Source organism: Naasia sp. SYSU D00057 (assembly GCF_017916505.1).
Taxonomy (GTDB): Bacteria; Actinomycetota; Actinomycetes; order Actinomycetales; family Microbacteriaceae; genus Naasia.
In genome coordinates, this window is sequence record NZ_JAFMSZ010000002.1 from 210,978 (window position 1) to 227,279 (window position 16,302).

Annotated in this window: 18 protein-coding genes; 11 read left to right on the forward strand and 7 right to left on the reverse strand. The window is 72.2% G+C overall.

Going from position 1 to position 16,302, the window contains the following annotated elements; translation table 11 throughout:
* Positions 1–73 precede the first annotated feature (73 nt).
* A complete protein-coding gene (locus tag J3P36_RS08230; RefSeq protein ID WP_210507062.1) occupies positions 74–484 on the reverse strand; it encodes a hypothetical protein in 411 nt (136 codons plus the stop codon).
* A gap of 65 nt (positions 485–549) precedes the next feature.
* Here J3P36_RS08230 and J3P36_RS08235 point away from each other — a divergent pair, with 65 nt between their 5' ends.
* The 4 genes from J3P36_RS08235 (at position 550) to J3P36_RS08250 (ending at position 5,322) form a co-directional block, all read left to right on the forward strand.
* Positions 550–1,452 carry an aldose 1-epimerase family protein gene (locus tag J3P36_RS08235; protein ID WP_307807004.1) on the forward strand — a complete coding sequence of 301 codons (903 nt, stop codon included), beginning with the start codon at positions 550–552 and terminating at the stop codon, positions 1,450–1,452.
* Positions 1,453–1,522: 70 nt separating this feature from the next.
* Entirely contained in the window at positions 1,523–1,708 is a 186-nt protein-coding gene (locus tag J3P36_RS08240; protein ID WP_210507064.1) for a DUF2795 domain-containing protein, read from the forward strand.
* Between the two features lie 237 nt (positions 1,709–1,945).
* Positions 1,946–3,379, forward strand: a complete 1,434-nt coding sequence (locus J3P36_RS08245) for a lipase maturation factor family protein (RefSeq protein WP_210507066.1) — start codon at positions 1,946–1,948, stop codon at positions 3,377–3,379.
* A gap of 68 nt (positions 3,380–3,447) precedes the next feature.
* Complete coding sequence (locus J3P36_RS08250; protein WP_307807005.1) at positions 3,448–5,322, forward strand: glycoside hydrolase family 15 protein; 1,875 nt, start codon at positions 3,448–3,450, stop codon at positions 5,320–5,322.
* Between the two features lie 324 nt (positions 5,323–5,646).
* Here the strand turns inward: J3P36_RS08250 and J3P36_RS08255 are convergent, their stop codons facing one another.
* A complete protein-coding gene (locus tag J3P36_RS08255) occupies positions 5,647–7,020 on the reverse strand; it encodes a glucose-6-phosphate dehydrogenase (RefSeq protein WP_210507068.1) in 1,374 nt (457 codons plus the stop codon).
* Positions 7,021–7,158: 138 nt separating this feature from the next.
* Between J3P36_RS08255 and J3P36_RS08260 the strand changes: the two genes are divergently transcribed.
* Positions 7,159–8,943 carry a thiamine pyrophosphate-requiring protein gene (locus J3P36_RS08260; RefSeq protein WP_210507070.1) on the forward strand — a complete coding sequence of 595 codons (1,785 nt, stop codon included), beginning with the start codon at positions 7,159–7,161 and terminating at the stop codon, positions 8,941–8,943.
* 113 nt (positions 8,944–9,056) lie between these two features.
* Here J3P36_RS08260 and J3P36_RS08265 read toward each other — a convergent pair whose 3' ends face one another.
* Positions 9,057–9,620 (reverse strand): mismatch-specific DNA-glycosylase, encoded by a 564-nt coding sequence (locus J3P36_RS08265; RefSeq protein ID WP_210507072.1) that lies wholly within the window; start codon positions 9,618–9,620, stop codon positions 9,057–9,059.
* A gap of 38 nt (positions 9,621–9,658) precedes the next feature.
* Between J3P36_RS08265 and J3P36_RS08270 the strand changes: the two genes are divergently transcribed.
* The 4 genes from J3P36_RS08270 to J3P36_RS08285 are packed head-to-tail and all read left to right on the forward strand — an operon-like array spanning position 9,659 to position 11,684.
* A complete protein-coding gene (locus tag J3P36_RS08270) occupies positions 9,659–9,952 on the forward strand; it encodes a DUF503 domain-containing protein (RefSeq protein WP_210507836.1) in 294 nt (97 codons plus the stop codon).
* A gap of 30 nt (positions 9,953–9,982) precedes the next feature.
* Entirely contained in the window at positions 9,983–10,162 is a 180-nt protein-coding gene (locus J3P36_RS08275; RefSeq protein WP_210507074.1) for a hypothetical protein, read from the forward strand.
* The gene (locus tag J3P36_RS08280) at positions 10,159–11,127 is read left to right on the forward strand and encodes a YeiH family protein (protein ID WP_210507076.1); all 969 of its coding nucleotides are present in this window, start codon (positions 10,159–10,161) and stop codon (positions 11,125–11,127) included. The genes J3P36_RS08275 and J3P36_RS08280 overlap by 4 nt, the downstream gene beginning before the upstream one ends.
* A 29-nt stretch (positions 11,128–11,156) precedes the next feature.
* Positions 11,157–11,684, forward strand: a complete 528-nt coding sequence (locus J3P36_RS08285; RefSeq protein ID WP_210507078.1) for a hypothetical protein — start codon at positions 11,157–11,159, stop codon at positions 11,682–11,684.
* 15 nt (positions 11,685–11,699) lie between these two features.
* Here the strand turns inward: J3P36_RS08285 and J3P36_RS08290 are convergent, their stop codons facing one another.
* The gene (locus J3P36_RS08290; protein ID WP_210507080.1) at positions 11,700–11,948 is read right to left on the reverse strand and encodes a zinc-ribbon domain-containing protein; all 249 of its coding nucleotides are present in this window, start codon (positions 11,946–11,948) and stop codon (positions 11,700–11,702) included.
* 144 nt (positions 11,949–12,092) lie between these two features.
* Here J3P36_RS08290 and J3P36_RS08295 point away from each other — a divergent pair, with 144 nt between their 5' ends.
* The gene (locus J3P36_RS08295) at positions 12,093–12,767 is read left to right on the forward strand and encodes an endonuclease/exonuclease/phosphatase family protein (protein ID WP_210507838.1); all 675 of its coding nucleotides are present in this window, start codon (positions 12,093–12,095) and stop codon (positions 12,765–12,767) included.
* A 113-nt stretch (positions 12,768–12,880) separates the two neighbouring features.
* Here J3P36_RS08295 and J3P36_RS08300 read toward each other — a convergent pair whose 3' ends face one another.
* From J3P36_RS08300 to J3P36_RS08310, 3 genes are all read right to left on the reverse strand, one after another.
* Positions 12,881–13,321 (reverse strand): VOC family protein, encoded by a 441-nt coding sequence (locus J3P36_RS08300; protein ID WP_210507082.1) that lies wholly within the window; start codon positions 13,319–13,321, stop codon positions 12,881–12,883.
* Positions 13,322–13,486: 165 nt separating this feature from the next.
* The gene (locus tag J3P36_RS08305; protein ID WP_210507084.1) at positions 13,487–13,921 is read right to left on the reverse strand and encodes an OsmC family peroxiredoxin; all 435 of its coding nucleotides are present in this window, start codon (positions 13,919–13,921) and stop codon (positions 13,487–13,489) included.
* 75 nt (positions 13,922–13,996) lie between these two features.
* Positions 13,997–14,848 carry an SMP-30/gluconolactonase/LRE family protein gene (locus J3P36_RS08310; protein WP_210507086.1) on the reverse strand — a complete coding sequence of 284 codons (852 nt, stop codon included), beginning with the start codon at positions 14,846–14,848 and terminating at the stop codon, positions 13,997–13,999.
* 137 nt (positions 14,849–14,985) lie between these two features.
* On the opposite strand from J3P36_RS08310, the gene J3P36_RS08315 reads away from it, so the two are divergent.
* Positions 14,986–16,188, forward strand: coding sequence for a fumarylacetoacetate hydrolase family protein (locus tag J3P36_RS08315; RefSeq protein WP_307807006.1), 1,203 nt, complete (start codon positions 14,986–14,988; stop codon positions 16,186–16,188).
* Positions 16,189–16,302: the final 114 nt, after the last annotated feature.

The following is a 16,302-nucleotide window of genomic DNA, read 5'->3' on the forward strand; positions in this document are numbered from 1 at the left end:
TCCCTCCCCCGAGGGACAAGAACTATCCTGCGCAATCCGAAAGCGACGCGCCAGAGCCTCGGCGAATTCCGAGTCAGAACTCGGCGGAGGCCGTCACGAGCGTCAGCAGAGCCTCCGCGTACGCGTCCGCTGCGCTCTCGGCGCGGTAGGCGCTCTCCTCGCCGCGGAACACGATCCGCACCTCGAAGCCACCCTCGACCGCCGAGAGGGAGCGGAACGTGCCGCCGAGGAGCTCCCGCAGCTGGTCCTCGCGCGGCAGCCACAGCGCGTCCTCGATGGCGACCGAGTCGAGGGCCCACTCCGTGGTGCCGTTGAAGCCGAGGATCGTGCCCGTCGGATAGCTGTGCGCCTCGACGGTCATCTCGCTGACCGTGAAGACGTCCCCCAGCACCTCCGCCCGGTCGATGCTGAACCGGTCGCCCGAGGCGGGCTTCCAACGGAGGCCGGCGGTGTGCAGGGCACGGGCGAGGGGCAGCGAGATCACGCGGCCATTATGCGCGCCCCCGCCCGAGAGCAGGCCGGGGGCGTTCCCAGGGCAGAATCGTCAGCGTGACCCCTCTCTCCGGAACCCAGTTCTCGCTCGCCTCCGGCGAGTACCGTGCCGAGATCGCCAGCGTCGGCGCCACCCTCCGCACGCTCCGCCGCGGCGAGCGCGACCTCATCCTCCCCTTCGACGCGGACGAGCTGCGCCCCCGCTACCTCGGTGCCGCCGCCCTCTTCCCATGGCCCAACCGGGTGGTCGACGGCCGCTACACGTTCGAGGGCGAGGAGCGGCAGCTCGCGATCACCGAGCCGGAGCGCGGTCACGCCCTGCACGGGCTCGCCTCCTGGCTCGACTACACCGCCACCGAGCAGTCGGCGGACGCGGTGACGCTCGAGGCGACCGTCGAGCCGCAGCAGGGCTACCCGCACCGGATCACGACCTTGGTCCGCTTCGCGCTCGGACCGGACGGCCTCACCTGCACCGTGTCCGCGACCAACGCCGGCCCGAGCCGGGCGCCGTTCGGCACGGCGACGCACACCTATCTGGTCGGCGGACCGGGCACGGCCGACGACTGGACGCTGACCCTGCCCACGTCCCGCGTCCTCGAGGTGGACGAGCGCCTCTCCCCGATCCGCGAGGTGGATGTGCCGGCCGAGCTCGACTTCCGGCAGGCCCGCAGCGTCGGCGGCACGCAGATGGACCACGCCTTCACCGGCCTGGCGCGGGGCGGCGACGGGCTCGCGGAGGTGCGTCTCCTCGCCGGCGACGGGCACGGCGTCTCCCTCACCTGGGGCGAGGAGTACCCGTGGGTGCAGGCGTTCACCGCCGACGTGCCCGATCTCGCCCGCGGCGGCATCGCCGTCGAGCCGATGACGTGCGCACCCGACGCCTTCAACACGGGCACCGGGCTGATCGTCCTCGAGCCCGGCGAGAGCTTCTCGGGCTCCTGGACGCTCACCGCCGTCTGACCGCCTCGTCAACACCTTCCGGCCGGGCCCGGGCAGGGCTAGCGTCGCGGGCGAGAGGAAGGAGACGTCCATGGTGAGTCCCATCGAGATCCAGAAGGCGCTCGGCGGCATGGAGTACCCGGCCGACAAGGACGCGATCGTGAAGCACGCCGAGTCGTCCGGTGCGGGCGACGACGTGATGGAGGCGCTGCGCGGCCTGCCGGAGCGCAGCTACGAGCGCCCGACCGACGTCAACGAGGCGATCAGCAACAGCTGACCCGTTCCCGGTGACTGCGGCCCCAGGCCCCACCCCGGTGATCGAGGAGCGGGCCGCAGGCCCGCGTCTCGAGATCGCGTGACCTGCTCCAGACCCGACCGACGCCGCTGGGTTCGAGGACGAGGTCGCCTGATCTCGAGACGGCCGCTGCGCGGCCTCCTCGGTCACCGGGTGGGGAGGCTCCCGAGACGCGTCAACCCGGTTGAGGGGCCGCTGGGGCGGACCTAGCGTGACCCCATGGAGTGGCTGGCGGCGAACGACTCCGAGATCGCCCGGCAGGTGCTGCAGCGCGGCATCGGGGCGGTCTACCTGATCGCCTTCCTCTCCACCCTCGCGCAGTTCCCCGCCCTCCTCGGCGAGCGCGGACTCCTGCCCGTCCCCCGCCTGATCGCCCGGGCCGGAGGCGCGATCGGTCCCACGCTCTTCCGCTGGCGGTACTCCGACGGCCTCCTGCGGGCCGTCGCGATCGTCGGAGCGGTGCTGGCGGCCCTGGTGGTGGTGGGCCTGCCCCAGACCGGGCCGCCGTGGGTGCCGATGCTCGTGTTCCTCGTGATGTGGGCTCTCTACCTGTCGATCGTCAACGTCGGCCAGACCTTCTACGGCTTCGGCTGGGAGTCGCTGCTGCTCGAGGCCGGATTCACGGCCGCGTTCCTCGGCTCGAACGAGGTCGCGCCGCCGACGACGATCATGATCCTGTTCGTCTGGCTCGTCTTCCGGCTCGAGTTCGGAGCCGGGATGATCAAGATGCGCGGCGGCGAGGAGTGGCGCAACCTGACCGCCCTCTACTACCACCACGAGACCCAGCCGATGCCGAACCCGGTCAGCCGCTTCGCACACCTGCTGCCGAAGCCGATCCACCGGCTCGAGGTCATCGGCAACCACATCGCACAGCTCGTCGTCCCGTTCCTGCTGTTCCTTCCGCAGCCGATCGCGACGATCGCCGCGGCGCTCGTCATCGTCACCCAGGGCTGGCTCGTGCTGAGCGGCAACTTCGCCTGGCTGAACTGGATCACCATCGTGCTCGCGTTCGCGGCGGTCGGCGACTCGGCCGTGCACTGGCTGGTCCCGGCGATCCCCGCCGACCTCGGCCAGGACGCCCCGCTCCCTCTCTACTGGACGGCGATCACCCTCGGCGCCACGGTCCTCCTCGTGGTGCTGAGCTTCTGGCCCGCCCGCAACCTGCTCTCCCGCAACCAGCTGATGAATGCGAGCTTCAACCGGCTGCATCTCGTCAACGCGTACGGGGCGTTCGGCAGCGTCACGCGCCGGCGGTACGAGATCGCGGTCGAGGGCACGCTCGACTCCCAGCCGACGGCGGATGCGGACTGGCGGGAGTACCTGTTCAAGGGCAAGCCCACCGAGCCGGGGCGGATGCCGCGGCAGTTCGCGCCGTACCACCTGCGCCTCGACTGGCTGATGTGGTTCCTGCCGCTCGGCGGCGACGACCGCTGGTTCGTCGCGTTCCTCGGGAAGCTCCTCGACGCGGACAAGCAGACGCTGCGGCTCCTGCGGAAGGACCCGTTCGGCGGCGAGCGCCCCCGCTGGGTGCGCGCCCGCCTCTACCTGTACCGGTTCACGACGCGGCAGGAGAAGAAGGAGACGGGCGACTGGTGGGTCCGCGACCCCATCCGCCTCGCCGTGCGCCCCGTGAACCGGGACGACTTCCGCTGACCGGCGCAACGGGTGCCGCACGGCGGCTCCCCTCTATAGCGTCGAGGCACCAGGACGAAGGAGGACGCGTGGCGGAGACGGCACCGACCGAGACCGCGCCGATCGAGGACTACGCGATGATCGGCGACCTGCACACGGCAGCGCTCATCTCGCGGACGGGCAGCATCGACTGGCTCTGCATGCCGCGCTTCGACTCCCCCGCCATGTTCGCGGCGCTCCTCGACACGGACAACGCCGGTCACTGGAGCGTGCGGCCCGCCGGCGAGGTGCTCGAGACCATCCGCGAGTACCTGCCCGGCACCTTCGTGCTGCGCACCCTATGGCGCACGGCGGAGGGCGAGGCGGAGGTCCTCGAGTTCATGCCGCTGCACGACAGACGGGCGAACATCGTCCGGCGGGTGACCGGCCGCTCCGGCAGAGTCCGCTTCGACGAGCACCTGCGCATCCGCTTCGACTACGGCGAGGCCGTGCCGTGGGTCCGGCAGATCCCGGACGAGGGCGGCAACGCGATGCTCGCGACCGCCGGTCCGGACGCCGTCATCCATCGCGGCCCCAAGCTGCGGCCGTCCGGCGGGCTGCGCCACGTCGCCGAGTTCGAGGTGGCCGAAGGCGAGACGGTCGACCTGGTGCTCACCTGGTACCCCTCCTTCCGAGAGCCCCCGTCGCCCATCAACGTGGACCTCGAGCTGCGCCGCACGACCGAGTGGTGGAAGGACTGGGCGGCGCGCAGCAATCCGCCGTCCCCGTTCGACGAGCAGGTGCAGCGGTCGCTGCTCGTGCTGCGCGCCCTCACGCACGAGGACACCGGCGGGATCGTCGCGGCCGCGACGACGAGCCTGCCCGAGGAGCTCGGCGGCATCCGCAACTGGGACTACCGGTACGTGTGGCTGCGCGACGCGGCGCTCACCATCGGTGTGCTGATCACCCACGGCTACCGCGAGGAGGCGCAGGAGTGGCGCGGCTGGCTGCTGCGCGCGATCGCCGGCGACCCCGCCGACGTGCAGATCATGTACGGGATCGGCGGCGAGCGGCGCCTGCCCGAGTACGAACTGCCCCACCTCTCCGGCTACGGCGGCGCGGCCCCGGTGCGGATCGGCAACGCGGCCTACACGCAGCGGCAGTGGGACATCTTCGGCGAGGTGATGGTCGCGCTGCACGGCGCCCGCAAGCTCGGCCTGAAGGAGACGCGTGCGTCCTGGCCCCTGCAGGTGGCGCTGCTGCGCTTCCTCGAGGAGAACTGGCAGCAGCCGGACCGCGGCATCTGGGAGATCCGCGGCGAGGAGAAGCACTTCACCCACTCCCGCGCCATGGTGTGGGCCGCGTTCGACCGCGGCGCACAGGGCATCCGGGAGTTCGGGCTGCCGGGTGACGCGGAGCACTGGGAGGCGCTGCGCGATCGGGTGCGCGACGAGATCCTCGAGCGCGGCTACGACCCGGAGCGGAACACGTTCACCCAGTACTACGGCGGCACCGGCGTCGACGCGGCCCTGCTGCAGCTGCCGCAGATCGGCTTCGTCGCCGCCGACGACCCGCGGATGCTCGGCACGGTAGCCGCCATCGAGGAGGACCTGATGGAGGACGGCCTGCTCCTCCGCTACCGCACCGAGACGGGCGTCGACGGGCTCGCCGGAACCGAGCACCCCTTCCTCGCCTGCTCTTTCTGGCTTGTCGAGCAGTACGCCGCGTCGGGTCGGACCGCGGACGCGCGGAAGCTGATGGAGCGGCTGACCGGACTCGTCAACGACGTCGGACTGCTGAGCGAGGAGTACGACCCCGCCAGCGGCCGGCACATCGGCAACACCCCGCAGGCGCTCTCCCACCTCACCCTCGTGCGGGCGGCGGACGCGATCGCGGCGGCGGAGCGGGGCCGCGAGGACGAGCTGCCGTTCGTCCGCGGCGAGGGCGAGGTGGAGCAGGAGTCGACGGCCCGCCAGGCGAGCTGAGCCGCGGCGCATCGCACCCCCGGTGATCAAGGAGCATCCGCACCCCCGGTGATTGAGGAGCGGGCCGCAGGCCCGCGTCTCGAAATCACGCGACGTGTCTTCGGACTCAGCCACGCGTGGTCGGGCTCTCGAGGCACGTCGGGTGATTTCGAGACGGCCCGCTCCGCGGGCCTCCTCAATCACCGGAGGGTAGACGGCCCGCTCCGCGGGCCTCCTCAATCACCGGAGGGTAGACGGCCCGCTCCGCGTGTCTCCTCAATCACCGGGGGGGGGCGAGACCGCCCGCCGCGCGGGCCTCCTCGAGCACCGGTGGGCGGGACGGCCCTACGCGCTGGTCGGCGCGGTCCAGCCCTCCGGGCCCTGGGACCCCGCCGGGTACTCCTCGAGGGGGACGCGGTCCTCGCGCCACGCCTTGAGGACCGGCTCCACGATTCGCCAGCTCTGCTCCGCGATGTCGCCGCGGACCGACAGGAGCGGGTCGCCGTCGAGGATGCCGCGCAGCACCTGGCCGTAGGGCAGCATCTCCCCCGGGTCCTTCTTCACGCGCAGCACGGTCTGCTCCAGCTCGAAGGGGTCGTCGCTGCCGTTCATGCTGAGGCGGAACTCCACCTCTCCGGTCTTGAGGTCGAGCACGATGCGGTCCGGTTCGGGCGCGCCGGCCATCCCGGGCATGGTCTCCACCGGCTTCATCGTCACGCGGACCTCGGTGACGTACTTGCCGATCGCCTTGCCGGAGCGGAGGGTGAACGGAACACCGCGCCAGCGGGCCGTGTCGACGCCGAAGGTGACCTGCGCGAGCGTCTCCGTCTTCCGTGCGGCGTCGACGCCGGGCTCGTCCGCGTAGGACGGCAGTTGCCTGTCGCCGACTCTGCCGGCCGAGTACCGGGCGCGCTTGCTGGCGGTGACCGGGTCGCCCTGCCACACGCGGGTGCTGCGGAGCACCTGGGCGATGTTCGAGCGGAGCTCCGTCTCGTCGAGGCGCGGGGGCTCCTCCATGGCGATGAGCGCGAGCACCTCGAGGAGGTGGCTCTGCAGCATGTCGACAAGGGCGCCCGCCTTGTCGTAGTAGCCGCCGCGGCCCTCGAGGCCGAGGGTCTCGTCGTAGATGATCTCGACCTTGTCGACCGTGCCCGAGTGCCACACCGGCTCGAGGAACTGGTTCGCGAAGCGCAGGCCCAGGATGTTCAGCACCATCGACATGCCGAGGAAGTGGTCGATCCGGAACACCTGCTCCTCGGGCACCAGGCGCCCGATGAGCCGGTTGAGCTTCCGCGCGCTCGCCTCGTCGACGCCGAACGGCTTCTCCAGGGCCAGGCGAGTGCCCTCGGGCAGATCGATCCGCCGGAGGGCCGCGCACACCTTCGCGGTCACGGCGGGCGGCAGCGCGAAGTAGATGACGGGAGTGCCGTCGCACGCGTCGAGGAGCTTCTGCAGGTCGGCCTCCTGCGTGGCGTCAGCGGTGAGGAAGCGGGCGTCGCGGAGGTACTGCTCGGCGATCGAGGGGTCCTCGACCTTGGCGAAGCTGTCGCGGATCAGCTGCTGCCAGTCCGCGTCGCTGCGCTCGTCGATGCCGGAGCCGATCACCTGCACGTCGTAGGGATGCTTCGCGAGCAGGCTCGCGAGTCCCGGCAGCAGGAGCCTCTTCGTGAGGTCGCCGCCGGCGCCGAGGATGAGCACGCTGACCCGTGGAGTCGCCATGCGTCCGAGGTTAGGCGCGCCCCCGCGGCGCGGGCCAGGGCGGCCCCGGGGCTTGGCGCCGGCCGCTCCGGAGTGCTAGCGGTGTCAACCCCTTACCCGCCCTCGGGGCCGGTGGAACCGTGGAGCCGGAGGTGCCGGATGGCGAGCAGGACGGTGTCGGACGTGATCGTGGAGCGCCTCACGGAGTGGGGCGTCGACCGCGTCTTCGGCTACAGCGGCGACGGGATCAACGGGTTCCTCGCGGCGCTGCAGCGGGCGGGCGAGGGCGGACCGCGTTTCGTGCAGGCGCGGCACGAGGAGACCGCGGCGTTCATGGCGGTGGGGCACGCGAAGTACGGGGGCGGGGTCGGCGTCGTCACCTCCACGCAGGGCCCCGGGGCCATCCACCTGCTCAACGGGCTCTACGACGCGAAGCTCGACGGCGTGCCCGTGGTCGCGATCGTCGGCCAGCAGAGCCGCACCGTGCTGGGATCCGCCTATATGCAGGAGGTGAACCTGCAGACGCTGTTCGCCGACGTGGGCGCCCAGTTCACGCAGCTGGTGTCGGCGCCCGAGCAGGTTCCGCTCGTGATCGACCGGGCGTTCCGCACGGCGCTCGCCACCCGCTCCCCCGCCGTCGTCATCGTCCCTCACGACGTGCAGAAGGCGGAGGCCCCCGAGCTCGAGGCCGAGCACGGCATCGTCGTGACCGCCGCCGAGTACACGCGGCCCATCGTCCGCCCCGCTGACGACGACCTCGACCGGGCGGCCGCGGTGCTGTCCGCCGGGAGCAAGGTGGCGCTGCTCGTGGGTCAGGGCGCCCGGTCGGCGGCGGCCGAGGTCGTCGAGATCGCGGAGCGGCTCGGCGCGGGGATCGCCACGAGCCTCCTCGGCAAGCCTTACGTCGACGAGACGCTGCCCTTCGCGGTCGGCACGATGGGGCACCTCGGCACGACGGCGAGCGCCGCGCTGCTCGGCGAGTGCGACACCCTGCTCCTCGTCGGCACCAACGACCCCTGGACCGAGTTCTACCCGCCGCCCGGCCAGGCGCGGGCGGTGCAGATCGACCTCGATGGCCGCGTCATCGGCAACCGCTACCCGATCGAGGTGGGGCTCGTCGGGGACGCCGCGGAAACCCTCGCCGCCCTCCTCGACCGGTTGGAGCCGGCCGCGGACCGCAGCTGGCGGACGCACATCGAGGAGGAGGTGCGCCGCTGGGAGGGGATCGCGGAGACCCGGTCGCAGGTGCCGGCACGGCCGGTGAATCCGGAGCTGGCCGTCCGCGAGCTCGGCTCGCGGCTGCCGGCGGACGCGTCGATCGCGCTCGACGTCGGCAGCGTCGTCTACTGGTACGCGCGGCAGCTGCGTCTCCCGCCGGGCGTGCCCGCGCACGTGTCCGGCACGCTCGCGTCCATGGGGTGCGGCGTCCCGTACGGCATCGCCGCCAAGCTCGTGGCGCCGGACCGGCCCGTGATCGTGCTCGCCGGTGACGGCGGCATGCAGATGACGGGCGTCGCCGAGCTGATCACCGTCTCCCGCATGTGGCCGGCGTGGGCCGATCCGCGGTTCGTCGTGCTCGTCCTCAACAACGGCGACCTCGCCGAGGTCTCGTGGGAGCAGCGCGAGATGGAGGGGGCGCCGCGGTTCGAGGAGACCCAGGCGCTGCCCGCCTTCCCGTTCGCCGCGTACGCCGACCTGCTCGGCCTCACCGGCATCCGCGTCGACGACCCGGCGCAGATCGGACCCGCCTGGGATGCCGCGCTCGCCGCCGACCGTCCGGTCGTGATCGAGGTGATCGCCGACCCGTCCGTCCCGCTGCTGCCGCCCTTCCCGGCCGGCGAGGCGAAGCTCGAGCAGATGCGCAGCAGCATCGACGCGGAGGGCGAGGGTTCCGAACACACCCGCACCCTCCTCGACACCTACGCCTCGCACGAGGAGGAGTGACGTTCGCCTGCTTTCCCTCAACAGGCGGAAATCCCGGAAACAGGCAGAATCAGCCGTTCTCTGCCTGTTGAAGGGGTTTCCGCCTGTTGAGGGACAGGTGAGGGCGGCGAGCGTCAGACGACGCCGGCCGCCTCGGCGGGTTCCCGGTAGGCGGCGGCGAGCGAGGCAAGGGTCGCGTGGGCGTTGAGGCCGCTCGGGTTCGGCACCACCCACAGCTGCGCCCCGGCCAGGTCCTCCGGCTGCCGTCCTGAGGCGGCGCGAGGGCGGCCGAAGCCGAGCCGGTAGGCGGTGATCCCGGCGACCGCGACGACGGCCGGTCGCCAGGCGGCCACGTTCCGCTCGAGCCGCATCGCCCCCGCGCGGAACTCCTCGGCGCTCAGCTCGTCGGCGCGGTTGGTGGCCCTGGCCACCAGGTTCGTGATGCCGACGCCGCGCTCGACCAGGTGCGCGCGGTCCCCCTCCGTCATGCCGGCGGACGCGTCCACGAGGTGCTCGGTGATGCCGGCTTCGGCGAGCGCCGGCCAGAAGCGGTTGCCGGGCCGGGCGAACGGCGCGCCCGTCGCCGCCGTCCAGAGCCCCGGGTTGATGCCGACGAACAGCAGCCGAACACCGGGCCCGACGAGGTCGGGGATGCTCTTCCCGCGGAAGGACTCGAGGTGCTCGCGCGTCATGGCCACCGCTCCATCCTCCCCGGGTGAAGTGGCAGGCTGAACCCATGTGGATCGGCTGGATCGAGTTCGACCTGCTCCTCGGCGACGTCCACTCCCTCAAGGAGAAGCGCGGCTACGTCCGCCCGCTCGTCGCGGAGCTGGGCCGCCGGTTCTCGGTGTCCGCCGCCGAGGTCGGCGACCAGGACCTGCACCGCCGCGCCCGGATCGGCGCGTCCGTGGTGTCCGCCGACCCGGGACACGTGAACGAGGTGCTCGACGCCATGGATCGCTTCGTCGCCGAGCGCCCCGAGATCGAGCTGCTCGCCAGCCGCCAGCGGCTCGCCAGCTCGGACGACTGACGTCGATTCATCAGGGGGCGGGGAGGGCGCATGGCGACGCTGCTGATCGGCTGCGACGTGGAGCACGTCGTGCCGGACGGGAGGAGCAGCGTCCGCGGAGACCCCGACCTCGTGCGCGTCGACGGCATCCTCGGCCATGCCCGCGCGCTCGGCATGGAGATCGCCACCGACGAGACGGTGCACCCGCGGCTCGCGGACGCCCGCCCGTGACGGCGGCGCGCCTCCTGCCCGGCGCAGCGCTCGCGGCGGCCGCGGCGCTCGCGGCGTGGGCGGCGAGCGCCGCGCTGCCGGCTCTCCCGCTGCTCACCGCCGCCGTCCTGCTCGGCATCGTCGTGGGCCAGTTCCGGCTCCCCGACCGTCTCGCGCCGGGCCTCGCCCTCGCCTCCCGCCGGCTCATGCGCATCGGCGTCGTGCTGCTCGGCCTCAAGCTCAGCCTCGGCGACATCGCCCGCCTCGGCGGCGGCGCGATCGCGACGACCGTCGCCATCACGATCGTCACCTTCGGTGCCACCCTGCTCCTCGGCCGCCTCCTCCGGCTCCCGGGCCGGGAGCCGCTGCTCGTGGCCGCCGGGTTCTCGATCTGCGGCGCGTCCGCGATCGGGGCGGTGAGCGGCGCGGTCCGCGCGAAGGACACCGAGGCCGCCACCCCGGTCGCCCTCGTCACCCTGTGCGGGTCGCTCGCGATCTTCGTGCTGCCCGCGCTGCGTGGACCGCTCGGCCTCGACGAACAGGAGTTCGGCCACTGGGTCGGCGCCGGAGTGCACGACGTCGGCCAGGTCGTCGCGACCGCCTCCACCGCCGGATCCGCCGCGCTCGCCATCGCGCTGGTCGTCAAGCTCACGCGCGTGCTGATGCTCGCGCCCATGGTTGCGGTGACCGCCGCGGTCGAGCGCCGGCGGGATTCGACGGCGTCGACCCGTCCTCCCCTGGTGCCGCTGTTCGTCGCCGGGTTCCTGGCGGCGATCGTCGCCCGGACGCTGCTGCCCATCCCCGACGCCGCGCTCCACGCCGCCGACCTCGCACAGACCGCGCTGCTCGCGATGGCCCTGTTCGCGCTCGGCACCGGCGTCAGGGTGCGCAGCCTCGTCACGACCGGCTGGCGGGCGCTCGTCGTCGGGCTCGCGTCGTGGGCGCTCATCGCCGCGCTCGCGCTTCTCGCGGTGCGGCTGGCCTGACCGGCCGCCCGCCGCCGTACAATCCCGGCATGGAGCGGGCGAACAGCACCACTCTCGTGGTGGTCGGCGGGTCGGCCTCACTGCTCGAGGACCTCGACCGGCTCCCCAACGTGCGCGCCGCGAGCCTCGCCGGCAGGCCCGAGACGGCAGTGAAGTCGTTCGTCGAGGGGGCGCGCACCGCCTACGTCGCGCACGACCGTGACCCGCTCGAGCACGTCGCGGCCGCCTGGGTGGAATTCTTCGACGACCAGGGCACCCTCGGCACGCTCGACGTCGAGGTCGAGGCCACCTCGGGGGCGCTCCGCCGCGGCGAGGCATCCCTGCCCGACTACTACCTCGTGCTCGACCCGGAGGACCTGCCGGTCACCTGGAAGCACTGGTGGCTCGGAGTGCTGCCCGGGGTGGCGCCGATGCGGGTGCTGCCCACCGAGTCCGACTACTACGCCGTCCGGCGGCTGCTGAGGAGGCTTCCGTCGGGGCGCACCTGGCCGGAGTCGGTCGACTGGCTGCGCGGCCTCACGAAGCACGCCCCCGACCGGGTGGGGCTGGAGGACTGACGGCCGCGCCGCCCGCTACCGGCGGGCGGCCGCCCACTGCAGCGCATGGTGCGCCTGCTGCTCGGTGAGGGCCGTCGTGCCGCCGCAGTTGGAGCATTCGACGAAGTGCCGCCGCGACACCGTGAACAGCGGGATGAAGAAGAGCGTGAAGCGGTTGACGCGGCGGTACACCTGCTGGGGCACCGACAGTCCGCAGAATGCGCAGACGAAGGTCACCGTGACGATCGGCTCGAGGAAGGCGCGGGTGCCGAACAGGAGGATCATCCGGTCGAGCGTAGGGGCCCCCGGCGGCGCCCGCTCCGCCTTGACGCGCCCCCGCCTGGTCTGCAAGCCCGCCCCCGCGCGCACGGCCGCTCGCGCGTGCCGGGGTAGTGTGTCGAGGTCTGCGGAACGGGGAGGAACGGCACACTGAGGATCGTCAGCTACAACCTGCGCAAGCACTCGGCGGTCGGCGAGCTCATGGCTCTGTCGGAGGAGAACGACGTCGACGTGCTGTGCCTCCAGGAGGCGGACACCACGGACCTCCCGCCCGGCGTCGGTCATCTCGCGCTCGCGGACGCGACGCGGAGCAACCGCCTGGGCCTCGCGGTCTACACGCGCAGCGACAAGTACATCGTGAAGGCGACGAAGCTCGTCTCGGTGCACAAGTCGCTGCACGACCGTGTGCTCGCCCCGGCGCACGAGCGGCTGCTCGCGGTGCACCTGCTCGACCGGGAGACCGGCCGCGAGGTGCTCGTGGGCGACTTCCACGCCGCGCCGCTGACGGCGTCGAACAAGCTGCGCCGCAAGCAGATCGCGGCCGCGCACGACGGGATGCGCTCGCTCGCGATGCACCTGCCCGCCCTCATGGTGGGCGACTTCAACTACCCGTGGTTCATCAACGGACTCGAGCGGCGCCTCCTCACCTCCGGGTACACGCTGACGCGCACCACCGAGCCGACGTACGTCCGCTACAAGTTCTTCTCGGGCTACTTCGACTTCGTGACCTCCACGGGCTTCACCATCGACCGCGTCGACGTGCTCCCGGCGGGCGCCTCCGACCACCGCCCCATCAGCCTGAAGGCGCACATCACGGAGGAGTGACGCGCCCGCCCTGCGCCGCCCGCTGAGCGCGGCTCCGGATGCCGGGCCCGGGCCGTACGGGGGAGCCATGCTCGGCGGCTCAGCCCGCGCTCGGGGTCAGCGGCCGCGTGCCACTACTGCGGCGGGTTGCCCTCCTCGGCGCCCTGGCCGCCGGCGATGTTGACGAGCCAGCGCACGCCGAAGCGGTCGTTGAGCATGCCGAAGCTGTCGCCCCATGGCGCCTTCTCCAGCGGCTCGACGATGGTCGCGCCCTCCGAGAGCCGGTCCCAGAAGCCGCGCAGCTGCGTCTCGTCCTCGCCGCTGAGGGAGACGGAGATGTCGGTGCCCCGGCTGAACTCCATGCCGTTAGGGGTGTCGGCGCCCATCAGCACCAGGCCGTCCGGGGCCTCGAGCTGGGCGTGCATGATCTTGTCCTGCTCGGCCGGGTCCTCCGACATCCCGAACTCGCCGAAGCTGCTCATGTTGAGCTCGCCGCCGAACACGGACTGGTAGAAGGTCATGGCCTCCCGCGCCTCGTCGCGGAAGTTCAGGTACGGGTTGAGTCGGGTGGGCATCGTCGCTCTCCTTCGTTCGGGTTCGGGTTCCGCCTCGCATTATTCAGGCGGCACCGGGCGCGCCGCCAGAGCCGATCCGGATGCCGCGCCGAGTGCGGGCGGGAACACCGAATGCGCCCCGGGCCCGAGGTGCACTCGGTGCCGCGGGGCGCATTCGGTGCGGTGCTACGAGTCGAGCGAGACCGACTCGAGCACGATGTCGACTCCGGCGAGCGCCTTCGACACCGGGCAGTTCGCCTTCGCGTCCTCGGCGAGCTCCTGGAACTTGCCGGCGTCGAGGCCGGACACCCGGCCGACGACCGTCAGGGCGCTCTTCGTGACGCCGGTGCCGGGCACGAAGCTCACGACCGCGGACACGTCGAGCCGCTCCGGCGGGGTGCCGTTCTGGGCGAGCCCGTTCGAGAACGCCATCGAGAAGCAGGCGGCGTGGGCGGCGGCGAGGAGCTCCTCGGGCGTCGTGGTGCCCCCACCGCCACCGCTCTCAGCGCGTGCCTTCCAGTTGACGTCGAACTCGCCGGCGGACGAGCTGTCGAGCTTGGCCCTGCCGCTGCCCGAGAAGAGGTCCCCCTGCCAGACGGCGGAGGCTTTGCTGTCGACCATGGTGCGGATTCCTTCCCATCGGTACGCAGCGCATCGCTGCACTGCTCATACAAGCACGCGCGCCGGGCGCGGGGGTCAGCCCTGGAAGGGCCGGACCGCGGCACCGCCGACGCCGACCTCGGCGACGAACAGCGCGCCCGCGCCCGGCTCCTGCTCGACGTCGACGCCCTGCTGCGAGGTCGTGATGTAGAGCGTGCGGCTGCCCTCCCCTGCGAAGGCGCACGCGGTCACGTTGGTTGCCCCCACCTCGATGCGCTCGCTGAGGGATCCGTCGGGCGCGTACCGCTGCACCGCGCCGCCGCCCCAGAGGGCCACCCAGAGGCCGCCCTCCTCGTCGATCGCGACCCCGTCGGGCGCTCCGGTCTCGGGGTCGAGCTCGGCGAACGTGCGCCGGTTCTCGAGCGTGCCGCGGTCCGCATCGAAGTCGTAGGCCGAGATGAGCGCGGGCCCCGTGTCGGCGTGGAACACCGTGGCGCCGTCCGGCGACCAGACCAGGCCGTTCGGGATGGTCACCTCGGGCAGCACGACGTGCACGCTGAGGTCCGGGTCCAGGCGGTACAGGGCGCCCGCGCCTTCCGCGGTGTCGTAGCCCATCGACCCGCAGTAGAACCGTCCCTGCGGGTCGCAGCCGCCCTCGTTCATCCGGACGGTGGGGCTGTCGAACACCGGCACCGAGCCGACCTGCCGCCAGTCCTCGTCGAGCAGGGCGAAGCCGCGCTCGACGGCGACGACGTATCCGCCCTCCTCACGCCGGCGCAGGACGGCGGCCACGTCGCCGATGTGCCGCCTCGTGACCGTCCCGGTGGGCAGCAGGGTCACCACGTCGCCGGCGAGCATGTCGACGAAGCGGAGCCGCTGCTCCCCCTCGTCCCAGAAAGGGCCCTCTCCGTGGTACGCAACACTCGCGGTCGCCTGCTCGGCCTTCATCGGCACTCCTCATCGGATCCGGGCTGTAACTTTCGCTTCGCCCCTGGCAATATTTCCTACATCGCGGCGCGGCGCACGGTCGAGCGGCGCAGCCATCCCCCAGCCTGGCGCACGACGGGGACGACGAGGGAGTTCTTGTGGTCGAGCATGCATCCGCCTACCGTCCCGCCGACATCTCGGCAGTGCTGCCCGAGGACCGCGCCGACGCGGTGCTCGTCGGCCGGGTGTGGGATCCCGCCGCCGGCGGCCCGCTCGTCGTCGCGGTGCGCGGGGACGAGTACGTGGACCTCAGCGCGTCGGCCGCCACGATGTCGGAGCTCCTCGAGCGGCCGGATGCCGTCGACGTCGCGGCAGGCGCCACGGCGCCGGTCCGCGGCAGCGTCGCCGACCTCGTCCGCGCCTCCCTCGAGCAGGACGCGGACTCGCCGCGGCTGCTCGCACCGGTGGACCTGCAGGTCGTGAAGGCGTGCGGCGTCACCTTCGCCGAGAGCCTCCTGGAGCGGGTCATCGAGGAGCGCGCCGGCGGCGACCGGGCCGCCGCCGCCCCGGTGCGCGAGCGGGTGCTCGCCGCGCTCGGCGGCCCCATCCACTCTCTGCGCCCGGGCTCCCCCGCAGCCGCCGAGCTGAAGCGAACCCTCATCGAGGAGGGCCTCTGGTCGCAGTACCTCGAGGTGGGCATCGGGCCGGACCCCGAGGTCTTCACCAAGGCGCCCGTGCTCGCCTCCGTCGGCTTCGGCTCCGGCATCGGCGTCCCGTCGACCTCGGAGTGGAACAACCCGGAGCCCGAGCTCGTGCTCGTCGCCGATTCGGCGGGCCGGCTGGTCGGCGCGACGCTCGGCAACGATGTGAACCTGCGCGACGTCGAGGGACGCAGCGCCCTGCTCCTCGGCAAGGCGAAGGACAACAACGCGTCGAGCTCGATCGGCCCCTTCATCCGCCTCTTCGACGGCCGCTTCACGCCGGAGACCGTGCGGCAGGAGGAGATCCTCCTCACCGTCGAGGGGACGGACGGCTACGTGCTGGAGGGGCGCAACAGCGTCGCCCGGATGAGCCGGACCTTCGAGGACCTCGTGCACGCGACGCACGGCCGCCACCACCAGTACCCGGACGGTTTCGCGCTCTACACCGGGACCCTCTTCGCGCCGGTGCAGGACCGGGACGTTCCCGGCGAGGGCTTCACGCACAAGCCGGGCGACGTCGTCTCGATCCGGAGCCGGCACCTGGGCGCGCTCGTCAACACGGTCGGCCGCAGCGAGGAACTGCCCGAGTGGACGTTCGGCATTGCGGCGCTGTTCCGCTACCTGGCAGGACGGCGCGGAAACATTTCGCATTCCCATTGAAAAGTTGTGAGCCCGGGAAGCGGAAAGATAGCCTGACAACTCCGCAAGGGCGGTTTCTCGGACAACGGAAAGCCGGCCCCGCGATGCCGCGGGGACCTCGGCAGAGACGAAAGA

Coding starts and splice junctions, on each gene's coding strand:
- J3P36_RS08290 (WP_210507080.1), bottom strand. CDS start 11,948: ATGATCCTCCTGTTCGGCACCCGCGCCTTCCTCGAGCCGATCGTCACG.
- J3P36_RS08260 (WP_210507070.1), top strand. CDS start 7,159: ATGGCGAGCAGGACGGTGTCGGACGTGATCGTGGAGCGCCTCACGGAG.
- J3P36_RS08240 (WP_210507064.1), top strand. CDS start 1,523: ATGGTGAGTCCCATCGAGATCCAGAAGGCGCTCGGCGGCATGGAGTAC.
- J3P36_RS08285 (WP_210507078.1), top strand. CDS start 11,157: ATGGAGCGGGCGAACAGCACCACTCTCGTGGTGGTCGGCGGGTCGGCC.
- J3P36_RS08310 (WP_210507086.1), bottom strand. CDS start 14,848: ATGAAGGCCGAGCAGGCGACCGCGAGTGTTGCGTACCACGGAGAGGGC.
- J3P36_RS08300 (WP_210507082.1), bottom strand. CDS start 13,321: ATGCCCACCCGACTCAACCCGTACCTGAACTTCCGCGACGAGGCGCGG.
- J3P36_RS08305 (WP_210507084.1), bottom strand. CDS start 13,921: ATGGTCGACAGCAAAGCCTCCGCCGTCTGGCAGGGGGACCTCTTCTCG.
- J3P36_RS08275 (WP_210507074.1), top strand. CDS start 9,983: ATGGCGACGCTGCTGATCGGCTGCGACGTGGAGCACGTCGTGCCGGAC.
- J3P36_RS08255 (WP_210507068.1), bottom strand. CDS start 7,020: ATGGCGACTCCACGGGTCAGCGTGCTCATCCTCGGCGCCGGCGGCGAC.
- J3P36_RS08245 (WP_210507066.1), top strand. CDS start 1,946: ATGGAGTGGCTGGCGGCGAACGACTCCGAGATCGCCCGGCAGGTGCTG.
- J3P36_RS08270 (WP_210507836.1), top strand. CDS start 9,659: ATGTGGATCGGCTGGATCGAGTTCGACCTGCTCCTCGGCGACGTCCAC.